Annotated in this window: 21 protein-coding genes; 7 read left to right on the top strand and 14 right to left on the bottom strand. The window is 63.6% G+C overall.

Annotation, left to right across the window (positions count from 1 at the left end; all coding sequences use genetic code 11):
- Positions 1-23: 23 nt before the first annotated feature.
- The gene (locus HBJ55_RS09785) at positions 24-3,425 is read right to left on the bottom strand and encodes a S41 family peptidase (RefSeq protein WP_206022438.1); all 3,402 of its coding nucleotides are present in this window, start codon (positions 3,423-3,425) and stop codon (positions 24-26) included.
- Between the two features lie 324 nt (positions 3,426-3,749).
- Here HBJ55_RS09785 and HBJ55_RS09780 point away from each other — a divergent pair, with 324 nt between their 5' ends.
- Positions 3,750-5,033 carry an acyltransferase family protein gene (locus HBJ55_RS09780; protein ID WP_167113516.1) on the top strand — a complete coding sequence of 428 codons (1,284 nt, stop codon included), beginning with the start codon at positions 3,750-3,752 and terminating at the stop codon, positions 5,031-5,033.
- A gap of 14 nt (positions 5,034-5,047) precedes the next feature.
- Here the strand turns inward: HBJ55_RS09780 and HBJ55_RS09775 are convergent, their stop codons facing one another.
- The gene (locus tag HBJ55_RS09775) at positions 5,048-6,604 is read right to left on the bottom strand and encodes an alpha/beta fold hydrolase (RefSeq protein ID WP_240936052.1); all 1,557 of its coding nucleotides are present in this window, start codon (positions 6,602-6,604) and stop codon (positions 5,048-5,050) included.
- Between the two features lie 234 nt (positions 6,605-6,838).
- Here HBJ55_RS09775 and HBJ55_RS09770 point away from each other — a divergent pair, with 234 nt between their 5' ends.
- Positions 6,839-7,261 (top strand): CBS domain-containing protein, encoded by a 423-nt coding sequence (locus HBJ55_RS09770; RefSeq protein ID WP_167113514.1) that lies wholly within the window; start codon positions 6,839-6,841, stop codon positions 7,259-7,261.
- A gap of 126 nt (positions 7,262-7,387) precedes the next feature.
- Here HBJ55_RS09770 and HBJ55_RS09765 read toward each other — a convergent pair whose 3' ends face one another.
- Positions 7,388-8,359: a diacylglycerol/lipid kinase family protein gene (locus HBJ55_RS09765; RefSeq protein WP_167113512.1), complete on the bottom strand. Its 972-nt coding sequence runs from the start codon at positions 8,357-8,359 to the stop codon at positions 7,388-7,390.
- 441 nt (positions 8,360-8,800) lie between these two features.
- Between HBJ55_RS09765 and HBJ55_RS09760 the strand changes: the two genes are divergently transcribed.
- On the top strand, positions 8,801-9,952 hold the full coding sequence (locus HBJ55_RS09760) for an alcohol dehydrogenase catalytic domain-containing protein (protein ID WP_167113593.1): 1,152 nt from the start codon (positions 8,801-8,803) through the stop codon (positions 9,950-9,952).
- A complete protein-coding gene (locus HBJ55_RS09755) occupies positions 9,949-10,992 on the top strand; it encodes a proline racemase family protein (protein WP_167113510.1) in 1,044 nt (347 codons plus the stop codon). The genes HBJ55_RS09760 and HBJ55_RS09755 overlap by 4 nt, the downstream gene beginning before the upstream one ends.
- A 51-nt stretch (positions 10,993-11,043) precedes the next feature.
- Here the strand turns inward: HBJ55_RS09755 and HBJ55_RS09750 are convergent, their stop codons facing one another.
- From HBJ55_RS09750 to HBJ55_RS09740, 3 genes are all read right to left on the bottom strand, one after another.
- A complete protein-coding gene (locus tag HBJ55_RS09750) occupies positions 11,044-12,048 on the bottom strand; it encodes an ion transporter (RefSeq protein ID WP_167113508.1) in 1,005 nt (334 codons plus the stop codon).
- A 106-nt stretch (positions 12,049-12,154) separates the two neighbouring features.
- Positions 12,155-12,568 (bottom strand): alternative ribosome rescue aminoacyl-tRNA hydrolase ArfB, encoded by a 414-nt coding sequence (gene arfB, locus HBJ55_RS09745; protein ID WP_167113506.1) that lies wholly within the window; start codon positions 12,566-12,568, stop codon positions 12,155-12,157.
- Positions 12,569-12,660: 92 nt separating this feature from the next.
- A complete protein-coding gene (locus tag HBJ55_RS09740; protein WP_167113504.1) occupies positions 12,661-13,554 on the bottom strand; it encodes a LysR family transcriptional regulator in 894 nt (297 codons plus the stop codon).
- Positions 13,555-13,721: 167 nt separating this feature from the next.
- On the opposite strand from HBJ55_RS09740, the gene blaOXA reads away from it, so the two are divergent.
- Positions 13,722-14,510, top strand: a complete 789-nt coding sequence (blaOXA, locus tag HBJ55_RS09735; RefSeq protein ID WP_167113591.1) for a class D beta-lactamase — start codon at positions 13,722-13,724, stop codon at positions 14,508-14,510.
- A gap of 96 nt (positions 14,511-14,606) precedes the next feature.
- On the opposite strand, the gene HBJ55_RS09730 is transcribed toward blaOXA, so the two are convergent.
- Genes HBJ55_RS09730 through coxB form a run of 6 tightly spaced genes read right to left on the bottom strand, consistent with a single transcriptional unit; the run spans position 14,607 to position 19,748 of the window.
- Positions 14,607-15,503 (bottom strand): c-type cytochrome, encoded by an 897-nt coding sequence (locus HBJ55_RS09730; protein ID WP_167113502.1) that lies wholly within the window; start codon positions 15,501-15,503, stop codon positions 14,607-14,609.
- The gene (locus tag HBJ55_RS09725; RefSeq protein ID WP_167113500.1) at positions 15,500-15,862 is read right to left on the bottom strand and encodes a c-type cytochrome; all 363 of its coding nucleotides are present in this window, start codon (positions 15,860-15,862) and stop codon (positions 15,500-15,502) included. The genes HBJ55_RS09730 and HBJ55_RS09725 overlap by 4 nt, the downstream gene beginning before the upstream one ends.
- The gene (locus HBJ55_RS09720) at positions 15,859-16,227 is read right to left on the bottom strand and encodes a hypothetical protein (protein ID WP_167113498.1); all 369 of its coding nucleotides are present in this window, start codon (positions 16,225-16,227) and stop codon (positions 15,859-15,861) included. Before HBJ55_RS09720 ends, HBJ55_RS09725 begins: the two co-directional genes overlap by 4 nt.
- Positions 16,217-16,828 carry a cytochrome c oxidase subunit 3 gene (locus tag HBJ55_RS09715; RefSeq protein WP_167113496.1) on the bottom strand — a complete coding sequence of 204 codons (612 nt, stop codon included), beginning with the start codon at positions 16,826-16,828 and terminating at the stop codon, positions 16,217-16,219. Before HBJ55_RS09715 ends, HBJ55_RS09720 begins: the two co-directional genes overlap by 11 nt.
- Entirely contained in the window at positions 16,828-18,738 is a 1,911-nt protein-coding gene (ctaD, locus tag HBJ55_RS09710; RefSeq protein ID WP_167113494.1) for a cytochrome c oxidase subunit I, read from the bottom strand. Before ctaD ends, HBJ55_RS09715 begins: the two co-directional genes overlap by 1 nt.
- Positions 18,735-19,748 (bottom strand): cytochrome c oxidase subunit II, encoded by a 1,014-nt coding sequence (gene coxB / locus HBJ55_RS09705; protein ID WP_167113492.1) that lies wholly within the window; start codon positions 19,746-19,748, stop codon positions 18,735-18,737. The genes ctaD and coxB overlap by 4 nt, the downstream gene beginning before the upstream one ends.
- A 390-nt stretch (positions 19,749-20,138) precedes the next feature.
- Between coxB and HBJ55_RS09700 the strand changes: the two genes are divergently transcribed.
- Both HBJ55_RS09700 and HBJ55_RS09695 read left to right on the top strand, forming a co-directional pair.
- Positions 20,139-21,008 carry a cytochrome c oxidase assembly protein gene (locus tag HBJ55_RS09700; protein WP_167113490.1) on the top strand — a complete coding sequence of 290 codons (870 nt, stop codon included), beginning with the start codon at positions 20,139-20,141 and terminating at the stop codon, positions 21,006-21,008.
- A gap of 80 nt (positions 21,009-21,088) precedes the next feature.
- A complete protein-coding gene (locus HBJ55_RS09695; RefSeq protein ID WP_167113489.1) occupies positions 21,089-21,658 on the top strand; it encodes an SCO family protein in 570 nt (189 codons plus the stop codon).
- Here the strand turns inward: HBJ55_RS09695 and HBJ55_RS09690 are convergent.
- Both HBJ55_RS09690 and HBJ55_RS09685 read right to left on the bottom strand, forming a co-directional pair.
- A complete protein-coding gene (locus tag HBJ55_RS09690) occupies positions 21,655-22,269 on the bottom strand; it encodes an exopolysaccharide biosynthesis protein (protein ID WP_338071995.1) in 615 nt (204 codons plus the stop codon). The two genes, HBJ55_RS09695 and HBJ55_RS09690, sit on opposite strands and share 4 nt — an antisense overlap.
- Positions 22,270-22,376: 107 nt before the next feature.
- The gene (locus tag HBJ55_RS09685; protein WP_167113485.1) at positions 22,377-23,153 is read right to left on the bottom strand and encodes a DUF1499 domain-containing protein; all 777 of its coding nucleotides are present in this window, start codon (positions 23,151-23,153) and stop codon (positions 22,377-22,379) included.
- Between the last annotated feature and the right edge of the window lie 59 nt (positions 23,154-23,212).

Below are 23,212 nucleotides of genomic sequence, written 5' to 3'. Positions count from 1 at the left end.
CAGTGGCGTTGCCGGACCGAGCGTTACTCCTCCCCATCGATACGTTCGAGCAGGTCGACCACCGCCCGCTCGAGCTGACGGTCGCGCCCGGCCACTTCGTCCTGCGGCGTCTGCTCGACCAGCAGGTCCGGTATGGCGCCGTTGTGTTCCATGTCGGTGCCGTCCGGCAGGTACCAGCCGCGAAAGGGACGTCGCACGGTGGCCCCGTCGATCAGGGTGTGGCTGAGAGTGGAGATAACTCCGCCGTACGTCTGCTGACCGACCAGCCTGCCGCGATCGAGCGTGGTGAAGGCATGCGCCAGGATCTCGGCATTGGAATAGCTCTTCTCGTTGGCCAGCATGTTGATCGGCAGCGTATAGCGCGGCGCATCCAGGCGGTCCTGCGGGTAGTGGCCGGTCTCGTTGCGATCGGCGCCCGCCGGGATCGTGTAGGCATGTTCACCCGCCATGATAGAGGTCAGGATGCGGTCCGTGGTATTGCCACCGCCGTTGTTGCGCACGTCGATGATCAAGCCATCCTTGCCTTCCGCCGCGGCATAAAGATCGCCCTGGAAACCCTCCAGTGAGGTCTGGTTCATGGCCTGGATATGCAAATAGCCGAGCCGGCCGTCGGAGAGTTCGTCGACGCGGCGCCGGCTCTCCTCGCGAAAGGCGTCGTACTTCAGGCGGGCGAGCTCGGAAAGGCCCACCGTGCGCAGCATGGTGTGGTATTCAGTATAACCATCCTCGCCCGGACGGTCGAAAGTGACAATCACCTCCTGGTCCACCTGGCCGCTCAATCGCTGTAGCAGGGTCTCGTTCTCCTCGAAGGGCTGCAAGCCGATCTTGGTAATGATGTCCCCACGGGCCAGGGGCATGGGGCCGCGGTTCGCCGGTCCCTCCGGTATCACCTCGGTGATGCGATAGCCGAGGCGCCCGTCCTGCTTCGAGACGATGCTTTCGTACTCGATACCCAGCCTTCCCGAGGGTTCACGCAGCGCCGATACCGGCCCGGGGTTGGATACGCCCATGTGCGACGCCGCCAGCTCACCCATCAGGCGGTTGGCGATGTCGCTGAATTCGCTGGAAGTCCGCGCGCGGCGAATCAACGAGGCGTAATCCGCGACTACGGCGGGCCAGTCGAGGCCTTTGAGGTCGGTGCGGTAGAAGTTCTCGCCGATGACACGGGCCGCCTCATGGAACTTCTGCAGTGCCTGCTGGCGCAGATCGATGCGCAGCCGATCGGAAATGTCCAGGTAGCGGGGGGAGCCGTTGCCGGAAAGATTGGCTACGCCAACCCGGCCATTGACGATGTAGACCACCTGCTCGCCGGTAATGTTGAGCTGCTGAACGTTGGCCCTGGGGCCGATACGGATCCGGTTGCTGCCGTCCCAGTCCATCGCCATGAGCCCTGCGCTGCCGTCATTGAAGACGTAGCGGTCGCCCCCCGGGGTCATCTCGTTGGCCGTCTGGTGGGTCGGGGTGGCGGTGATACGCTCGATGCGACGCCAGGCGTGCTCGAGGTCGAGTTCCGCAGCATCCTGCGTTACTGGTTCAGCCTCGCCGTCGACCGGCAGCGGTGAGCGGCTCCGCGCTTCCTCACGGGCATTGCGATAGTAGGTGCTGAGTTCGCGCGGCGTATAGGTCTCGATTTCGCGGTCCAGATAGACCCGGTAGAGGTCGTAATTCTCGCCGGAGCGATTGGAGATGAAGGTCAGCTTGCGACCGTCCTCCGACCAGCGCGGATTGAGGTCATTGCGTGGATGCCGGGTAATGTTGACCGGCTCTCCCGAGCCATCCGCCGGTACCACGAAGATATTGGCACTGAAGTCGAGGTCGTTCTGGGAGTAGGCAATGTAACGGCTGTCGGGAGACCAGCGCCATTGCATGAAGCTGTCCCAGCCTTCGACCAGGATGCGCTCCTCGCCGCTCTCGAGGTCGAGGATCACCAGGTCGCCGCGGCCACGGCGAAAGGCCAGGGAGCGCCCATCCGGTGAGGGTGAAACATCACGATCGTTACTGTCACCGACAACCACCGGGCTGACGTCGAACTGAATGGCATCGTGCCAGCGCGTCGGGTCGCGGTTGGTGGGAAGATCCTCGGGGGGCTCCTCCTCCAGCTCCTCCTCGGGGATGCTCTCGACTTCCGCTTGGGGCTCCTGGGTAGCGGGGGGCACATCGCTGGGATCGCCGGGTTGCGGAATCAGGACGGGGTCCAGGATGAAGCCTGGATCCTGCGGGGCGAAGGGGTCCTCCGGCTCCTCGCCGCGTACTGCCAGATCGGGGTCGTAGTCCGCCTCGGTGTCCTCCGGGACGTCGAGCTCGGGGTCGACGTCGGGGCTCGCCGAGGCCAGCGAGACGGTGGTATCGCCATCCCAGTGACGGGCGGAGACACGATTGCGCGCACGCTGGCGTTCATGGCTGCGACGCACCTCATCCCGGGTCAGTGCCACCCGCGCCTCGTAGATCGATTCGCTACCGTCGGCGTCGCTGACGAAATAGAGCTGCAGGCCGTCGGGCGACCAGGCCAGGCTGTGGTGCCGGGCATGGGTGCCTGGCGTGACCAGTCGGGTCGGGCTCTGCTCATCGACGTGACGCACGTAGACGCGGCCATAGGCGATATAGGCCATGGTCTGTCCATCAGGGCTCAAGGCCGCCTCGCTGACGTCTCGATCGATACGCCGCAGGGCATGAATGTCGCGACCATCGTCGGGCGCACGCAGGTTGATGGGCTCGGGTTCGGCGTTCGGCGCCTCCAGGTCGAGCGTCAGCAGCGTGTCCCATATTTGCAGCACGGCGGTGCTGCCATCCCGGGAGACGTCGAAATACTGCAGGTCACGTTGATCGAGCTCGGTGAGCCGCTCGATCGTGCGCTCTGTGTCGAGCTCCATGCGGTAGAGGTTGACCGTCTGGTCTTCGCGGTCGGACATGAACAGCAAGGTGTCCTCATCGACCCAGCGGGCCATGCCGTCATCGCCGTTGCGCTCGGTCAGCGGCTCGAAACGATTGGTGCCGAGCTCGTGCAGCCAGACGTTCATGGCATCCGGACCACGGTAATGGCGCCGGTTCCAGTCATGATAGGCGCCTCCGCGGGTGAAGACGACGCGTTGACCGTCGGGCGAGAGTTGCGGTTCGGAGCCGAAGGCGTCGTGCAGCCGGGTGTAATCACCACCTTCCGGGGAGAGCAGGTACGGTCGCTGGTCGCGGTAGACGTCGGCCTCGAGCATGCCCGAGAAGGTGATCACCGGTTCGCCGTCCTCGTTGCGGCCGAAGGAGGGATTGCGCAGGTGCTGGTCGCCATGGGTCAACTGTGCGAGTTCGCTGCCGTCTCGGCGCATGCGCCATAGATTGAGATAGCCGTCGCGCATCGAGGCGAACACGATCCACTCGCCGTCCGGGCTCCAACTGGAGTGCAGGTCGTCGAGATTGTGACGAGTCAGGCGCACCGCCTCGCCGCCGTCGCTCGATGCGCGCCACAGGTCGCCACGCCAGGTAATCCGACCTGTCCGGATTGCGCCGATACGACGTTCGGTAGGCTGACCAGCAGGCCAACCACGAATACCAGGAGCGTAGGCCTGTGCGCTGCAATACGCGGCGCTCGAACACGGCGGGTTAGTACCTTCCTCATACTAATCCTTTAGCGATGTCATGCTTCCCCAACGTAGCAACAAACCTCTCGCGCATCGAACGCGTCTTGGCTGGCCGGGTCGGCGTCGTCTAGGCTGCTGGCGAGGCGGGCGTTTCGTCTATCCGCTCGGGAGGGGAGAGAGATGGCCACCGCACGCGACCCCTATCCCGATGCGCTGCGTGCCATCGCCCTGCTGATCGTGGTGCTTGGGCACTGGGTGGCGACACTGCCGCGGATCGAAGGCGGCAAGCTGGTGGACACCGGGCATATCCTCGCGGCTTGGGCGCCGGCGGGTTATTACACCTGGATCGTCCAGGTAGTGCCGCTGTTCGTCTTCGTCTCCGCCGCGGTCAGCTCGGATGGAGTGTGGCAGCGCTATCGGGCCGGCGAGCCTCACGCACACTGGTGGGCGGAGCGCGGCCTGGGGCTGGCCAGGCCCACCGTGACCTACCTGTCCGTTCTGGTCGCGGTGGTTCTGGTCTCCTCCTACACGCGGGAGGGCATCCTGGGCGAGCTCAATTACTCGTTGACCATACATCTGTGGTTTCTGGGGGTCTTGCTGGGCGTACAGCTGCTGCTGCCGGCCTGCGTCTGGGTCGAGCGGCATTGGGGAGTGAAGGCGGTAGTCGGCCTGGTTCTGCTCATGGCGTCCGTCGACCTGCTGCGAGCCAGCCCCGAGTCGTTGAACGACCTGGGGCGCTTCGGGGCTCTGGTCACGGATGCGCATGACCACTTCGCCTGGATCAACGCGCTGCTGTTCTGGATCGCGCCTCAGTTGCTGGGGATCGCCTGGTGGAACGGTCGGTTGCGCGGGCGCCGGCGCGGCATGGGCATGGCACTGCTCGGACTGGCCTGGCTGCTGCTTGCCGTGGCGCTCGGCTACCCCGCATCGATGGTCAACGGCGACCTGGGCGGCGATACCAACCTGTTGCCGCCGACCCTGGCACTGTGCGGCGTGGTCTGGCTCCAGGTCGGGGTGGTGATGGTGTTCGAAAAACCCGTGCGCACCTTTCTGCAGCGTCGGCATCTGGGGCGCTGGATGGCCCTGTTCGGGGCGTTCGGCCTGCAGCTCTATCTCTGGCACAAGCTCGCCGAGCTGCCGGCGGCCTGGATCGGCCAGCGCCTGGGCTGGCCGATAGACGCCGGCATGCCGGGCGAGCCGGGCTTCTGGCTCGGCCGCCTGGATTGGATAGGGCTATGTACCCTGATGGTGGTGCCGGTGATGCTCGTGGTGGGGCTCTTCGAGCGCCAGCGCAGACAGGAGGTCGCCGCCGCGCAGGGGGCGCAACGCATCGCGGCCGGTGGCGTTGCGCTGTTCACCGGCCTGGGAGCCAGCCTGTTACTCGGCGCATACCCTGGCTCGCTCATCGGTCTGCCGCTGGTGGCCATGGCCTCCTGGCTGCTGCGCGCACCGCAACAGGCCTGATGGTGATGGTCCGCTCATGTATCGCCGCTCTCCGCCACTGCGGGAGGCTCTATCACCCAGGGTTCGCGGGAGGTTTCATCGCGACAGCTGGCGTCGACCGGGCTGTCCGGATCGTCGAGAAAGGCCTGGATCAGGGTCGAACGGCATTCGTTGACGGGGTTATGGCCGAGTGCCTGTAATTCCACATATTGCAGGTTGGGCATGGTTCGCTGGAGATGACGGCTCCAGCGCGTTCCGCAGCATGGGTCCATCTCGCCATGAATCGCCAGTGCCGGCGTCTCACTCACTGGCGGATCGTTGTGTTCGGCCGGCACGTCACCATCCTCGCCCCACCAGGCACACAGCCAGGGTGGCTCGAAGCCGAGCACCGCAGGATCGCGCTTCACGGCGGAAATGGAGGCATCCCGGCTTGGGCGGTTCGTGCCCATATCGCTACAGACATGGGCGAGGAAATAGCCGAGCGCATAGTTCGGTGCCTCGGGCTCGGGGTCGTAGTCCTCGGTGCGAAAGAACGCCTCGAGCCGTGAGTAGTCGCCGGCCCCGATATCGGCAAGAAGGCTCGGCAGCTCGGCATAATCGGAGGCCAGCGTCAGGTAGAGCGTGTCGAACAAGGCCGCGCCATCGAAGTAGAGCGTCTCCGTGCGGCCATAGGGTGTAGCGACGTGGGCCACGTAGGGGCGGGCATCGAGCATGTAGCGGGCGCGGTCGAAGGCCTGCATCCAGTTGGGCAGCATCTCCCGGCATGCCTCGTCCTCAGCGGCGCACAGGGCCAGGGTATCGGTAAAGGTCTGCTTGGCGGTATAGAGTTCGTCCACCGGCGGGCGGTTGCGCAGATGGTTGAACCACGGCCAGCCGAAGATGGCGGCGCGGATGCTCTCGGGGTGGTACTGAATAAAGGAGGCAAGGGTACCGCTGCCGGTGGAGGAGCCGAAGCCGTCGATCCGCTCATGGCCGAGCAACCGACGGAGCTCGTCCACGTCTCGAGAGACGGCATGGCTGTTGTACTGGCTGACATCGTGTCCCTCCTCGGTCAGCTTGCGATAGCACGCTTCCACCGCCGAGGTAATGATTCCCAGCCGATGCATTGGCTCCAGCGAGGCGGTAATGGCCGGGGTATGGATGATGTTGTGGTAGGGCGATACCGCAGCGTAATCAGGACACTCAAGTGCCGGTTCGGCATGGATGAAGCCGCGATGATCCATGGTCACCAGGGTGCGGTTGCCGATGTCTTCGAGCAACTGCTCCATGTACTCGAGTTCTCCCAGCGAGGAGTAGCCCGGGCCTCCGGGGAAGAAGAATACCGGGAGTGTGTCCTCGTCCGGTTCGCCGTCCTCCGGCTCGATCACCGCCACGGGCAGGGAGATCGTGTTGTCGTCGGGCGCTTCCCAATTCTCGGGGGCGTGAAAGGTATGGCAGGTCGCGCCCAACTCTCGGAGGGCCTCGGTCGGGCACTCCGCGCTTTCCAGGCGGGGCAGCTCGTCGCTCGTCTGTGCCTGACCTGGTGTGGAGAGAAGCAGCATCAGCGGCAGGGCACCCAGCAAGTGCCAGGTGCAGGAATCCCTTCTGGTCATGGCGCCCCCCATTATTGTCTTCGGTCGTTGTGGCTGGGCTTCGCTAGTCAAGCTAGCAGCCGCGGGAGGGGCGTCAAATAATGGAGGAAACCTCTCTTAACCGACGGCAATAAACCAAGACAGAGTTCGTTTTGATGCGTGCACTCCGGCGAACTATTTTTTCTGTAGGCAAGGCATTCAGCAGGAAGCAGCGCGGCCTTCGCCGCGCAACATGTTGAGAAAGGAGGTGTGATCATGCAAGTACGCGAAGTAATGACCAAGCGTCCCGACTATTGCCCGGCCGACGCTACCATTCGCCAGGTTGCCGAGCGCATGCGCAAGGACAATTCCGGCTTCGAGCCGCTGGTTCAGGATGACCGGATCATGGGCACCGTCACGGATCGCGATCTAACGGTTCGTGCCCTGGCCGAAGGCAAGAACCCGGACGACAAAGCGAGTTCCATCGCTACTACCGAGGTGCTATACGCCTTCGAGGACCAGGACGTGAAGGACGTGCTGCGCAACATGCAGGAACAGAAAGTGCAGCGTCTGGTGGTACTCAACAATCAGAACGACAAGAGCCTCGTCGGTGTGGTGACACTGAGTGACATCGCCGATCGCTGCGAGGACGACGAAATGGCGCGTGAGATTGCCAACTGCAGCAAGCATTACCACTGAACATGCACTGATGCTGGCGGATCACGCCGGCACGTTTCAGTGTGAGCATGCCAGGGCATCGTCGAGGCGATGCCCTTTTCAGGTTCGAAAGGTCGCATGCTCGTGAGATGCCCGTGGCCCCGGTGCCTAGCGGCCGGCTTCATCACGGCCCTGGAGCGGGTCGGGACGCACCATGGGAGCATCGAATCCGGGAGGCCTGTCTTCCGCTGGGTGCAGCGTGGCCAGTTGGGACGCAGCAAGGGGATGGCAGACGACACGGAGCACGCCGCGTCGGGTAAATGCCGAGACGTTGCTCATGCGCCCGAGCGTCTCGCCATCGGCGGTCAGGGTACGGGCCTGTTGCAGCCGGATATGGCACTGGGGCGATTGCAGATGCACCAGAGTGTCATCTTGATACGGCATATGCCCCATCAGGCGAGTAGCAAGAAATGCCAGCAACACCCTGAACCATGAGCGATGTCGCACCGCTATCACGTCCAACTGACCGTCGTCGATGCGAGCTTCGGCGATGCTATGACCACCGCCGAAATAGGCACCCGAGGCGATGGCAATGGTCAGCCAGCGCCCTTCGACGACCCCATTGTCGCATTCGATCCGTCCGGAAAAGCCACGCTGCAACTTTGCCCGCTGGGCCAAGGTGATCAGGTAGCTGAAGCGTCCCAGGCGCTGCTTGCGCTCATGCGTGGCCTCGCGAGCAGGCATGGTGCCAAGCCCGATATGGGCGACATTGAGATACAACCGGCCGTTGATCCAGGCGACATCCACGCTGGCCGTATGGTCGGACACCGCCAGACGGCACAGCTCGGCCGGATCCTCGGGCAGGACCAGGTTGCGTGCAAAATCGTTTGCCGTGCCGGAGGGCAGCACGGCCATGGTAGCCTTCCGCTCGATACAGACCGTGGCGACCCGGCCGACCGAGCCGTCGCCGCCGGCCACCAACACCCGGTCGCCGGGCTCGATCTCCCGCTCCCACTCGGTATCCTTGAGTTGGCCGACCCGCAGGTGCTTGAGGCCGGCTGCCTCCAGATGCTCCCGCCAATGATGCTCCCCACGGCGTCCATCGCCAGCGGCGTCATTGACGATAAGCCAATAGTTCATGGTGTTTTCCTTCACCTCAGCCCATTCCTGTCTGTAAGGATAGCGAGCTAGCGTTTGCTATGCCTTAGCCCAGGTGATGTCGGCTCGTCTCGCCGACTGGCAGGAAGTTCATGGGAAGAAAGAACACCCACTCGAACCTCGCGAAAACAGAAAAAAATCCACTGGTTCAACAGTATGCAGCCCGGGGCAGGGCATGATTCAATCTGCCCCATATCGACACGCCGGTCAGGCTGCTCCCACCTCATTCGTTTTTCCGTTCCACCACGACGCCCTGTCGGCGCGAACAGCGCGCTGGCTTTTCGGCATGTCGTTGCCTGGAAACGCAGGGGCGATGGAAGGCAAGAGGAACCACATGAACCGGGCGTGGAAAGCGACCGCCATCGAGGCTCAGCCAGGAGGACCACCGTGCCTATAGAGAACGTGCCGACCATTCCGGCCACCATGAACGCCATGGTCCTGACCGGCCACGGCGACATCGACAAGCTCGTCTATCGCGACGACGTCGCCACTCCGCGCCCGGGGCCGGGCGAGGTGCTGGTGCAGGTCACCGCCACGGCCAAGAACAACACCGACCGCAAGGCCCGTGAAGGGCTCTACCCGACCAAGGACAAGGGTGAGGTGACCTCGTTCGCCATGGGTGGCGAGCCGACCCTGACCTTCCCCAGGATACAGGGCGCCGACGTGGCTGGGCGCGTGGTGGCGGTGGGCGAGGGCGTGAGCGCCGCGCGCATCGGTGAGCGCGGCCTGCTCGACTTCAACCTCTACGCGGACGAGCGCCGCGACATCAACCTGACGCCCGACTACTACGGCCACGGTGCCGATGGGGGTTACGCCGAGTACGTCGCCGTGCCGTCGGATCAGTTCCATCATGTGCCCAATCCGGAGCTCGCCGACGCCGAGCTGGCAGCGATGGGCATGTGCTCCTATCAGACCGGCTACCACATGATGACCTCGGCCAAGGTGGCGGCGGGCGAACGGGTACTGGTCAGCGGTGCCAGCGGCGGTGTGGGCGCCGCGCTGATCCAGATGTGCCGCATCGTCGGCGCGATTCCCTATGCGGTGAGCCAGCCCGACAAGGCGGACTCGCTGCTCGGGCTGGGCGCCGAGGCGGTGATCGATCGCGGTGATCTGTCCACCTTCGTCGAGCGCGTGCTCGAGGCCACCGGTGGCGCCCCCATCGATGCCGTGATGGACCTGGTCGGCGGTGAGATGACCGATCTATTCATCGACACCATGATCGGCGACATGAAGGCCCGCGCCACCTATCCGCGGCTCTCCATCGCCGGTGCCAGCGGTGGCAACCTGAGCGAGATCATGTGGACCCGCATCTACCTTTATCAGGTGCAGATCTTCGGCGTTTCCCACGGCACCCGCGAAGAGGCCGAGCAACTGGTGGAGTGGATTCGCGGTGGTCAATTGAAGCCGGTACTGCACGCCGCCTTCAAGCTTTCCGAACTGCACCAGGCGGAGCGCTATTTCGTCAATCGCGGCAGCAATTACCTGGGCAAGATCGTCATCGTGCCCGATTCACAGTGGGCCGAGCATGGGGCGCCCTTCGCGCTCGAGGGCAACGTTTCCAAGGACAACGCATGAGCCACGAACTCACCCTGCAACTGCTCGACACCCACGCCGGCGGCGACGTCAGCCGTATCGTGATCGGCGGCATCGACCCGCTGCCCGGCGGTACCGTGCGGGAACAGATGGAATATCTGGAGAACGACGCCGACGGTCTGCGCCGGCTGCTGCTCAACGAGCCCTACGGTATCCCCGAGATGTCGGTGGATCTGATCGTGCCGGCCTGTGATCCCAAGGCACGAATGGGCTATATCATCATGGAAGTGATGGGCTATCCGATCTATTCCGGCTCCAACACCATCTGTACCGCTACGGCGCTGCTCGAGACCGGGCTGATCCCCAAGCGGGAAGGCATACAGCATTTCACCCTCGAATCGCCGGCCGGGCTGGTGCAGATCGAGGCCAGGGTGGAAAACGGGGTGGTGGAAGCAATCACCTGCGGTGGCCTGCCGAGCTACATCGACACTCACCGGGCACGCATCCACGTACCCGCCGTGGGCGACGTGACCTACAGCATCGCCTACAGCGGCGGTTTTTACGCCCTGGTGGACGCCGCCGAGCTGGGCTTCTCGCTCAAACGCGAGGAGGAGCGGGCGTTATCCGAGTGCGCGTTTCGCATCGTCGAGGCGATCCAGGCCCATAGCGGCTTCTCGCACTACACCCTGGGCGACGTGGGGCCGCTGCCGTTCCTGCACTTCATGGGGCCGGTGGAGCAAGTGGCCGACGACTTCTATCGCTCGCGTTCGGCGACCTACGTTCACCCCGGTGTGATCTGCCGCAGCACCACCGGGACCGGCACCTCGGCGCGACTGGCGCTGATGCAGTATGAGGGCTCCATCAAGCCGGGCGACAAGCTGGAAACCATCTCGCTGCGCGAGACGGGCTTCATCGGTGAGTTCATCGAGGCACGCGAAGCCGGCAGTGGGCATCAGGTGGTGGAGAACACCATCACCGGCAAGAGCTACGTGCTGGCCCGCTCGGAAATCGTCGTCAACTGCGAGGACCCGATGGTCGACTGCGGTGGGGTACATCATATCCTCAGCGCGAGACATCCATAGGAGCGAATGGCTGTGCGAGCGAATCGCTGCGTGCAAGGCAGAGCTAGCTGCTTATTCGTAGCGGTTTCGCCACTGCTTCACGGCGATCTGCTCCTTGGTCAGCTCGAGCATGTCGACAAGCACCTGTTCGGTCACCCGATCGGTACGCTTGTCTACCTGCACCCAGCTATCGAAACCGCTCTCGGTGAGACGCTCCAGCAACGCCTTGAACTCAGGTGAGCGCAGTCCTTCCATCGCCTCGTGGACCAGGCGGCAGGCCAGGTCGGCGAGGCTCGTTTCCATGCCGCGTGCGACGAGCTCGCCCATCGGCAGCTTGCGTAGGCGTTTTATCTCCTGGCTCTCGGCTACGGTACGCCCGACCAGTGCGCTGACGTAGCGCATCGTATCGTCGCGGTTGCGGGCATAGGCGCTGCCAGTCATCTCCTCCAGGCGGGAGGTGATCTCCTGGATCAGTTGCTGCTTGCGCGGCATCACCACCCGGTCGATGACCCGGGTCGATAGAGAGTCGCCGGAACGGATCTGCTCCTGCATGTTGCTCAGCAGGCGTAGTGCCACTCGATCGGAAAGCTCCTCGAAGAAGACCTCGTAGTACTTGGCATAGAAGGCGTAGAGCTGCCAGCGGCGAACGTCGATCAACCCCAGCCGTTGCAGGCGGAAGAGCAGCGAGAAGATGCGCAGCACGCGCAGCAGGCGGAAGCCACTCAGAGGGATGCAGCCGAGTACGTCGTACCAGTGCACGAAGGGGTAGAAGAACCAGCGGTGATAGCGGCGCTCGGCGATGGCCGCGGCCCAGCCCAGCAGCACGTCGAGAATGAAGACCGCGACGAAGACGAGGTCGATCTCGATGAAGTTGGCATGCACGTGGCGATCATAGGCGCCATGCAGGGCCGGTGCGACGGCGGCAAAGGCATCGTTCAGTGGTGGCAGGAGAAACAGGCTATCGAACAGCAGCAGCGTCAGGTTGGCCACCACCAGCACGATCACGAGCAAATCCCACGCGAGATGCAGGCGCTCCAGGCCGGGGGGCAACGTGCGTGAGACTTTCGGCGATGGCATCGACTCTCCTCGGTTCGGCATACGCCTCCTTAGCCTAGCAGCCGGCGGTTTGATACCGGGAGTCTGGACCAATCGGCGAGCGATTCTTACGCAGAGATCGGTATCCTTAAATCTTGGGCTTGCCGCGCAACGCCTTGGTCTGCCCCTTCTTCGTCTTGCTATCCACGCGTCTGCGCTTCGAGGCGCGGGTCGGTTTGGTGGGCTTGCGCGCCTTGCGTGTCTTCACCGCCTCCTGGATCAGCGCCCTGAGCCGCGCCAGGGCATCCTCGCGGTTCTGCTCGAAGGTGCGGTAACCCTGCGCCTTGAGCACCACGACGCCCTCCTTGGTGATGCGCTGATCGGACAGCGCCAGCAGTCGCTCCTTGTAAAAGGGCGGCAGGCTCGAGCCTGGGATGTCGAAACGCAGGTGTACTGCGGAGGCAACCTTGTTGACGTTCTGACCGCCAGAGCCCTGGGCGCGGATCTGGCTGATCTCGATCTCGTGGTCGGGCAATTCCACGGTGTTGGAGAGTCGCAGCATATCGGCCTCGTGAGCGCTGGATGAGTCGCCTGGCAGCGCACAGGCTAGCACACAAGGCGCTTGGGCCGCCTGGAGACCCGCGCTGGCATTGGTTAGGCCTCGTCGCCGTAAGCCTGGAAGATCTCGTCGAGCAGCCACGCCTGAAAGGCCTCCATGGTGGCGCTCGGTGTGCGCGACTTGAGCCGCGTGAGCCAGTAGCTGCCCAGCGCGGCATGAACAGGAAAGGGCTGCATGACCTCGCCACAGCCCAGCTGACGGGCGAACATCCGCGGCGGGGCGAGGGCCACGCCCGCGCCCTGCACCGCGGCTTCCATCATCGCCAGCGAAGAGTCGAATACGATGGCGTGAGTTCGTGCAGGCGGATGCGCTATACCGGCTGCGGTGAACCATCTCGTCCACTCGTTTTCGCGATAAGAGCGCAGTAGCGTGTGGTGCATGAGGTCCGCCGGGGTGCGCAGCCGGTTGGCGATGTGCGGCGCGCACAGCGCCGACAGGGGCGCCTGGAACAGGCGGGTCGCTTCCAGGCCGTGCCAGGCGCCATCGCCGAAGCGAATCGTGTAGTCCAGCCCCTCGATGGCCTGGTCGATCCGGTTGTTGTGGGTCGACAGGCGAACCTCGACCAATGGATGCTCGGCCTGGAAGCGCGCCAGGCGCGGCAGCAGCCAGCCCACGGCGAAGGTGCCCACCGCACCCACGTTGAGAATCTCGCGTAGCTTGCCGCCTTCGAGCCGCTCCAGCATGTTTGCCATGCGATCGAACGCATCGCGCATCACCGGCAGCAGTGCCTCACCCTCGCTGGTAATCATCAGCCCGCGAGGCAGGCGCTTGAACAGCGCCACGTCGAGGCGTTCCTCCAGTAGCTTGACCTGGTGGCTCACCGCCGCCTGAGTCACGTTCAGTTCGTCAGCGGCGCGGGTGAAGCTCAGGTGGCGGGCCGAGGCCTCGAAGGCACGTAGGGCGTTGAGCGGCAGATAGGGTCGGGTCATAAGCCCTAGCTCAGTTTATGTCTCAGGCAAGATATCATGGTTTGTGAGCCCCGGCAGCGTACCGCTAATCTGCCATCCGACGCGTCGCTTAACCCAATCACGACAACCCAAGACGAGCGGATGGAACCATGACCCTGAAATACTTGAGGCTGACGCAAAGAATCTTGATGGGCGGTGCCCTGGTGCTGGCCCTGACCCCTCTTGCCGCTGTGGCCGACACTTGGCAGGAGCGCGCCGATTGGCGCGAGATATTCACTGCCAACGAGGCCAGCGGCACCCTGCTGGTGGTCGACAGGCGAGAAGGTGGTGAGGACATTCTGGTGCACGATGAGGAGCGTGCCCGGCAGCGCTTCTTGCCCGCTTCCACTTTCAAGATTCCGCATACCCTGTTCGTGCTCGATGCCGATGTGGTGGAGGACGAGTTTCAGGTCTTTCCCTGGGATGGCGTCGAGCGAGACTTTCCGCAGTGGAACGCCGACCATGATCTGCGTTCGGGCATGCGCCTCTCTGTCGTATGGCTCTACCAGCAATTCGCCCGGGAACTCGGCGAAGAGAGGGAGCGGCGCTACCTGGAGGCGATCGACTACGGCAATGCCGAGATCGGCGACGACGTCGAGAACTTCTGGTTGGAGGAGGGCATGCTGGAGATCTCCGCCGAGGAACAGATCGAGTTCCTCGAGCGGCTCTATCGCAACGAACTGCCGTTCGACGAGGCCGACCAGCGATTGGTCAAGGACCTGATGATCGTCGGCGCCGGCAGCGACTGGATCCTGCGCGGCAAGACCGGCTGGAGCGGTAAGCTCGGCTGGTGGGTGGGCTGGGTCGAACGCCCCAGCGGCCCGGTGTTCTTCGCCCTCAACATGGAAACGCCCAACCGCATGGCCGACCTGCACAAGCGACAGGGCATCGTCGCTGAGGCGCTACGCACCATCGAGGCGCTGCCGCCCGAAGCATGACGCAAGCGGTCCCGGCCGGGCGATTCCGCCTGGCCGGGAATCATGCTGCGTAGCTACCCGGCATTTTTCCTGTGCTTCGAACTCCAGCGTTTCGGACTACCTCAGCGTTTCGAGATAGGCCGCCATGTCCCGCGCGTCCTGTTCCGTCACGTCCAGGTCCGGCATGGCGGTGAGTGGGTCCACCTCGGTGGGGTGGCGCAGCCAGCGGACCATGTTCTCAGGGTTATTGGCCAATACTCCGGCGATATAGCGGCGCTCGCCGATGCCCTTGAGCGGCGGGCCGACGTCGGAATGCGGTCCCACCGTGCCCGGGATGCGATGACAGGCGATACAGGCATAGCCGTACATGGCCATCTTGCCGCGCTCGGGGTCGGGCAAAGCGGTGTCCCGTGCTGGCGCGGAAGCGCTGACGTCGTTCCTGTCGGTGCTCTCCTCGACGCTATCGTTGGCCACCAGTTCCTGGTACTCGGCGGGGCTGAGTTCGGGCAGGCGCATGATGAAAGCCGTGAGGTTCCAGATCTGCTCGTCGGTGAACGTGAACTGCCAGCTCGGCATGCCGGTCATCTTGATGCCGTGCTTGATGGGCCAGAAGATCTCGTCGGCGTTCTTGGTTTTTGCCGTATGCGCCAGGTTGGGCGGCACCGGCGTCATGCCCTTGCCCACATCGTCGCGGCCCACCCCGGGCGCGCCATGGCATTGCACGCACTTGTTCTGGTAGATAAGCCGGCCCTGCTCGGCCATTTCCGGCGTCAGCGGCGGAGGCTCGACCTCTTCGGCTCGCTGGCGTATGGAGCGGTCCAGCGCCAGGTTGAGTATGGTGAAGACGGGCTCGGTATGCTGCTGCAGCGCCGAGACATTGTAGGCGCCCCAATAGACGAAGCCGGCCGCGCCTACCCCCATGGCGACGACCAGTGCCGCAATGGCGATGCCGACATGTATCTCGATCCGTTTGCGGATCTTCTGGACTGAATCTTGGCGATCCTGGTTATTCATTTCAGTGTGTACAGGTAGGCTGTGATGTCTCGTGCGTCACTTTCGCTGACGCCCATGTTCGGCATGGCCGTGCGCGGGTCGACCGTTTCCGGCTCGCGAATCCAGCGCGCCATGTCATCGGGTGTGTTGGGCAGTACCCCCGCCAGGTAGACGCGCTTGGCGATGCGCTCGAGCGACGGTCCCGTGTGTCCGTCGGCTCCCGAAATGCCGGGAATGACATGACAGCTGCCGCAGCCGTATTCGCGAATCGCCGCCCGGCCCTTTTGCGTATCGCCCGGGGGCGGTTCGGCTTCGTCACTGCTGCAACCGGTAGCAAGGAGTGGCGCTAGCAGCAGAAGGCATACGGTTCTCGCTGTCATAGGCACGGATCCAGGAAAAAGTTGGGAATGCCTTCGGCCACGATCAGCAGCGCGGACAGGGCGCTGATGAGCAGGCCCATGACGGCCATGAAACGTATGCGCCCCGCCTCGCCGTCGCCGGAGCCCGGCCAGCTCCGCCCGGCGCGCCCCCACTGTCGCCAGGCCACCGCGGCGCCAGCCAGGCTGAGCAACAAGGTGACCAAGGTCGTGCCGTGCAGCAACCACATGGAGCCGTTTTCGCAGGCTCTGGATACCAGCAGGTAACTGCCCAGCAGATGCAGCGCCCAGGCGCCGGGACCGATCACCCAGCCAGACCACAGCACCAGGGGATGCAGCAGCACGCCGCCATTCGACTCACTGGCCATAAACGCGAGGCCCCCAATATAAGAGTAGATAAAAGGGAATCCAGGCGAAGCAGACGAAATACCAGTAATTGGTATCCACCACGACGCCGATCTGCCGTTGTTGGGTGAAATAGCCGCGCCAGGCGAGGATGGCCACCACCGCACTGCCGAAGACGATCGATGTCACGTGAACGTAGTGAAAGCCGGAGATGGTCCAGACGATCGAGCCGTAGGCATGGTCCTTCCAGCTGAACTCGTAGGCCATGAGCTCCAGCGAGCGCAGCACCAGCACCGTTGATGCCAGCAGTACGCTTGCGGTGACGCCGATGGCCAAGCCCCGTTGATTGCCTCGGTTGATGGCCTGCCCCGCGAGGAACATGGTGAGGCTACTCAGCATCAACAGTCCTAGGTTGATGCTCGGCCACAGCATGGGCGGGGCCGACTCACCGCTCGGCGGCCAGGCTTCGGCGTAAGCCGCCAGGTACATGTAGCTGACACAGAAGGTCAGCACCACCGCGGATTCGATCGTGATCAGGCCGAGAATGCCCCACCACAGAGGGGCGCGCTGATCGGGATTGAAACGGGCCATGTCCGAGACATCGATACCCTGCACGACTTTCATCAATCGTTCCTCCAGGGTCGGCGTGGCCAGAACCAGGCCACCAGGGTGAATGCCACCAGGAAGAAGGCGATCGCGAAGAAGATCGGATGGAAGATGATGCCGATGAAACCCATCGAGGCGGCCACCGCCGAGACGAACGGCCAGATGGTCGGTGCGGGAAGCACCTGCACCCCCACGGGCTTGGCATCCAGAATACTGGTGAGCACCACCTCGCGGCGGTCGTTGCGCAGGCCGGTGACGACCGCGCGTTCGCGATCCCTCTCCCAGTCCCATAGCGGCCAGCGGCTGTGTACCACGGGGATATGGCGGAAATTATAGGAGGCCGGCGGTGAGTCCGCCGCCCACTCCAGGGTAGGCGCACCCCAGGGATTCGGCTCGGCCCGCTGGCCGCGAAACACGCTCCAGATGGCATTGATCAGGGTGACGCCGAAGCCTGTCGCCAGCACCAGGGAGCCGATCGTCGCCAGCAGGTTGAGATCGCCCCAGCCCATCTCCTCGACGTAGGTGTAGATGCGCCGTGGCATGCCTTCGAGCCCCAGCTGGTGCATGGGGAAGAAGGTCACGTTGAAACCGATGAAGGCCAGCCAGAAGCTCCATTTGCCGGCCGCTTCGCTCATCATGCGACCGGTGATCTTGGGCCACCAGTAATAGGTCGCGCCGATCAGCGGGAAGACCGCCCCGCCGATCAGCACGTAGTGGAAGTGCGCGACCAGGAAGAAGGTATCGTGCACCTGGGTATCGAAGGGAATGGAGGCTACCATGACGCCGGTCAGCCCCCCAATGACGAAGATCGCGAAGAACCCCAGTACCCACAGCATCGGCGTAGCGAAGCGGATCTTGGCACCCCACAGCGAGGCGATCCAGCAGAAGATCTGCACCCCGCTGGGGATGGCGATGGTGGCGCTGGCAGCGGTAAAAAAGCTCATGCCGAGCTGGGGCAGGCCTGTAGTGAACATGTGGTGCACCCACAGACCGAAGCTGACGAAGCCGATGGCCACCACCGACAGTACCAGGGCCGTGTAGCCGTAGATCGGGCGCCGGGTGAAGGTGATGATGATGGTCGAGATCATGCCCAGCGCCGGCACCAGGATGATATACACCTCGGGATGGCCGAAATACCAGAACAGGTGTTGCCACAGCAGCGGTTCGCCACCGCCCTCGACAATGAAGAATTGAGTCTCGACCAGCCGGTCGAGGATCAGCAGCGTACTGCTGACGATCACCGCCGGCATGGCGAAGACGATCATGAACGACATCACCAGTGCCGCCCAGACGAACAGCGGCATGCGATTCAGCGACATGCCCGGTGCGCGCATTCTCAGTGTGGTGACGATCAGCTCCACCGCCGCGGTCAGTGCCGAGACCTCGATGAAAGTGATCATGGTCGTCCAGACGTCGACGCCGTAGCCGGGCGAGTAAAGCTTGCTCGACAGCGGAACGTAGTTGAACCAGCCCGCATTGGGCGCCATGCTCAGCAGCAGCGAGCCGAACAGTACGATCCCGCCAATCAGATAGACGTAATAGCCGAAGGCGTTGAGCCGGGGAAAGGCCATGTCACGCGTGCCGACCATCAGCGGCACGAAGTAGATGGCGAAGCCCTCCATCACCGGAATGGCGAAGAAGAACATCATCACCGTGCCATGCATGGTGAAGAACTGGTTGTAGAGCTCCGGCCCGAGCAACTGCTGCTCGGGGCCGGCCAGTTGCAGGCGAATCAGGATGCCGAGAATCCCCGCCAGCAGGAAGAAGATGAAGGCGGTGATGATGAAGCGCTTGCCGATCATGCGCTGGTTGACGTGGGTGAACCAGCCAAGCAACCCGCCGGGCGAGTGCCAGGTGCGCTCCAGGCGCGCGGTTTCCTCCTGTGAGTCGGTCACATCGCGAGGGTTGGCGGGTTTCTCCAGCGTCATTCCAGGCTCTCCAGGTAGCCGAGCAATGTCTTGAGCTCCTCCGGCGTCAATTCGCTCGGCGGCATCCTGCTACCCGGCTTGACGTGCTGCGGGTCGGTGATCCAGCCGCCGAGGTGTCCGATACGGTTGGGCACCGTGGCGCTGGCCAGCGTGCGCCGACTGGCAAGATGAGTCAGGTCGGGGCCTAGATCGCCGGAGGCCGATGTGCCGCGGATCGTGTGGCATCCGGCGCATCCGGCCTCGAAGAATACGTCGTGCCCGCGTACCTGGGTCTCCGTTTCCGGCATCGCCGCCGGCTGGCGCTGGCCCTCCAGCCAGGCATCGAATCGTTCCGGCTCCTCGGCCACGAGCAGGAAGGCCATCAGCGCATGCTGCGTGCCGCAGTATTCCGCGCACTGGCCGCGATAGACCCCAGGTTCGTCCGCCGTCACCGAAGTGACATTCGTACGCCCCGGCATCATGTCCGTCTTGCCCTGCAGGTTGGGCACCCAGAAGCTGTGAATGACGTTGTCCGACTTGAGCAGGAAGCGGACCGGTTCGTCCGTGGGGATGTGTATCTCGTTGGCGGTCGTGGCGATGCGGTCGCCCGCCTCGTCCAGGTAGTGGACTTCCCACCACCACTGCTTACCGACGACCTCCACGGTCATGGCATCGTCGGGGAGCGGGGCGTCGATCGTGCGCCCGATGGAAAAGCTCGATAGCGCGAAGGGAATCGTTGCCGCCAGCGGCAGAATGATGCCGCCGGCGATCACCAGGTTACGGCTCTGACGAGCGTTCAGCGGCAGTGCAGCTTGCTTGCGGTGGGCGCGAAATACGGCCACCGTCAGCAGCGTCAGCACCAGCAACGTGACGAGGGTGGCGACGAATAGCGTCGGCCACCACAGCCTGGCGATCAGCTCGGCTGCCGAACCCGCGGGATCGAGGACCGACTGGGGGCCTTCGCAGGCGGTCAATAACGGGGTGGCGGCCCCGAGCAGTCCTGTTGTCCGAACGTGCTGGCTGAGGGACATCGCGTTAACAATCCATTGCAACGTGCGTGCGCGAAGCGTTGGCCGCGGCGCATTCCATGCAGAGTTCGGTAAGCGCGTCGTACCGTGCACTATACGGCTCGGCTTCCCGGTGATGCACGAGAATGCCTCGCCAGACCCGGTCCTGGGCCTGAGTCGGCTCGTTGACGTGTTTCGGCTTCAACCTAGTACAGGTCGGCGCTTCCTGCTCGGCGCAGCCGCGAATAGTCACGGTTTCTTACGTTTCTTGCAGCAGTCGTTACCTTTCTTCGGCTCGACCTCCGCTCGTACTACCCGGATGCGCCGCCCCGGTATTACATGGTCGGCCAAGTTCGCTATGCTTGAGGGTCAAGCTATCAGGCGGAGACATGCCGCCTCGGTAAAGGAAGGATAATGCTCGAGTTTGAGCGAGTCGCCGGCTACCTGTTGCCCTGGGAGTTTGCACCCTCTTGGGTCATTTTCTGCCTGGTGGCGGTGGGCTTGTATCTGCGCGGCATGCAGCGGCAACGACATCAAGGTCAGGTGGTGGGCTACTGGCGCCCGTTCGTCTTCCTGCTGGGCGTCGGCGCGATCTATGCGGTCACGCAGACCCACTACGACTACCTATCGCAGTACATGTTCTTCACCCATCGTGCCCAGCATCTGGTCCTGCATCACGCTGCGCCGTTCCTGATCGCCCTGGCCGCGCCGCTGCCGGTTCTGGCGGCCGGCATGCCGAGTCGTCTTCGGCAGCTGCCGGGGCGAACCGCGGCGGGACGAGTCATGCGCCCTCCGTACCGCCTGTTGCAACATCCCATCATTGCCCCGTTGCTGTTCGTCGGGTTGATCTATTTCTGGCTCATTCCCGAGGTCCACTTCGATGCCATGCTGAGCCGCAAGCTCTACCAGATCATGAACTGGAGCATGCTGCTGGATGGCCTGCTGTTCTGGTGGCTGGTGCTCGATCCACGCACGCCGCAGCAGGGTGGTCTGGGGTACGGCATGCGTATCCTGGCGCTGCTGGTGGTGATTCCGCCCCAGATATTGCTGGGCGCCTACCTGACCTTCAGCGAGAGCGTTCTGTTCGATGTCTATGCCGTCTGCGGTCGCGCCTGGCCGATCGCACCACTGACCGACCAGCAGCTCGGTGGCTTGATCACCTGGATACCCGCATCGATGATGAGCGTGATCGGCGTACTGATCGTGATTCGCTACATCCTCTCTGAGAAGGGCGATGTGGACGGGGGCGAAACAGAACATGAACGGAGGGTGCCACAGCCATGAGATCGATGAACGACACCAACGCCCCGGCGAGGCGGTGCCATTCACGCTTCCCTGCGAGCCTTCTGCCGAAGAGGGGGCTCATGGCAGGATTGCTCTCGCTCGGTGCGCTGTTGTCCGGCTGCTCCGATCCCGGCTGGCAGACCAAGGATATTTCCGGCCTCATGCCGCCGCTGGAGTTCCAGCTCACGGGCGAATCGGGGGAGAGGGTCGATGCGCAGACCTTTCGCGGCGATGCGACGCTGCTCTTCTTCGGGTTTACCCACTGCCACGACGTCTGCCCGGCGACCATGGCGCATCTCGACTCGATCATGGGCGAGCTGGACGAAGAAGCGCGCGACGACCTGCAGGTGCTGTTCGTCTCGGTGGACCCGGCCCGTGACGACCCCGAGACGCTGCGCGAGTACACCGCCAATTTCGGACCCGAGTTCGTCGGCCTCACCGGCAGCGAAGAGCAGTTGGATGCGCTAACGCGCCGCTATCGTGTGACCTACGGCTATGGCGAGAAGGATAGCGAAGGGCACTACATGGTCTCTCACCCCAGCGCGATCTTCGCCTTCGACCGCAACGGGGAAGCGCAGCTGCTCATCCGCCAGGACGACGAGAGAGAGGACGTGCTGAGCGATCTGCGCAGGCTCCTGGCCCAAGGCTAGAAAAGCCCCAGGTAGACGAAGAGCAGTGTGGCGAATGTCATGACAAATGCCACCGCCGCCAGCAGGCCGTCATGTGCCATGAGGGAAAGACCGAATAGGGTGAGTGCCAGGCCGGCGCCATTGGCAGTAAAAGGCACCACCTCCATGGGCGGCATGGCCAGGGCAATGGCGATGCAGGCAAGGGCAACGGCGACGATGCCCGGCCCATGTGTCAGGAACGCCAGTCTCGGCTTGAGAAACTTGTCCAGAAAGCGAGCGGGCCGTCGGCTCCAATTGACCGCCTTGTCGAGCTTGTGCTTGGAGACGGATCGATTCAACAGGAACTTGGGGATCCAGAAGTGGTGCGCTCGAAACAGAAGCTGTACGGCAACCAGCAAGACCAACAGCGCCATCAGGGTGGGAACGCCGGGAATATCGCCAACGATGGGAAGCAGGGTGATAATGCCGGGTACCAGGAGCAAGGGGGCAAAGGAGCGGCGACCCACCTCATATAGAACGTCACCGAGCGTGACTTGGTCGGTTTTTTCGTCCCGCTCGGCTAGCTCGAAGCGATCGAGCATCTGCTCGAGATTGTGAGGCTCATGTTGCTGATCCGTTTCTGCCTGGCTCACCCTCGCCTCCATAAACATCCCTGGCGGCGGATCAATACCGATCCGTCAGCGGCTTCAACATAGTTGGCGAAGTGACGGCCAGCAAGGCGAAGCCATTAGCACGAGCCTTAGCCGGTGCGCTGTTGCAGCGCTTCGAAATAGTCGCGAATGCGTTGCGCATTGGCGCCCGCGTCACCGCGCCCCAAGCGCGAGGCCGAGCGTACGTCGACCCGAATGCCATCGGGTTCCTGGGTCAAGCGGACCACCACGTCATCGGTGAAACCGAACCAGGTGGTCGTCGCAGTGGCTTCGATGGTATCCACGGCGTCGATGTTGATGTCGGCGATCTCCCAGCCCATGTCCAGCACGGCAGCTTCGGCGGCGGCGCGCACCGTCGCCAGGGGCAGGGGAAAATGACGCGATTGAATGTCGGGATAGGCCTCGCGCTGACGGCGTGCGAACGATTCGCCGGGGTAGTCGACGGCGTTGGGGGCGGCCTCGCGAGCGGGGGCCAGGGCCACGAATTCCGGGGGATCCTCCAGGTCGGTGGTGATGTCGTGGATCGGCGGCGCCGATTGGGCGCGCTGCCAGTACATCCAGGGTATCGCCAACAATGCCACGGTGGCGGCAGTCGTGAACAATGACATCCAGACGACGCCCTTGCGACGACACAGCAGCGCCACCAGCAGTGCCAGCACGGCGACCGCGATAGCGCCCAGGCCCATCAGGCCGCCTAAACGCAGCATGTTGAAGGCGCCACCCAGCGCCAGCAGGTCCAGCCGGTAGGCGGGGCCGGCACCGGCCAGCAGCAACGCGGCCAATACCAGCAACAGCACGCTGAACCCGACGATGCGTGTCGGCCACCGCCCGCCGCGCTGGCGGCGTTGACGATTCAGAGCGGACATGGCTTACCCCGTTAGCATTAGAACGATACCCCTAGCATATCCATGTAGGCACCGGCCTG

The organism is Billgrantia bachuensis, from assembly GCF_011742165.1.
GTDB lineage: Bacteria > Pseudomonadota > Gammaproteobacteria > Pseudomonadales > Halomonadaceae > Halomonas > Halomonas bachuensis.
The sequence above is the reverse complement of the archived record's forward strand: the minus strand, read 5'-3'. Positions and strand labels throughout refer to the sequence as shown.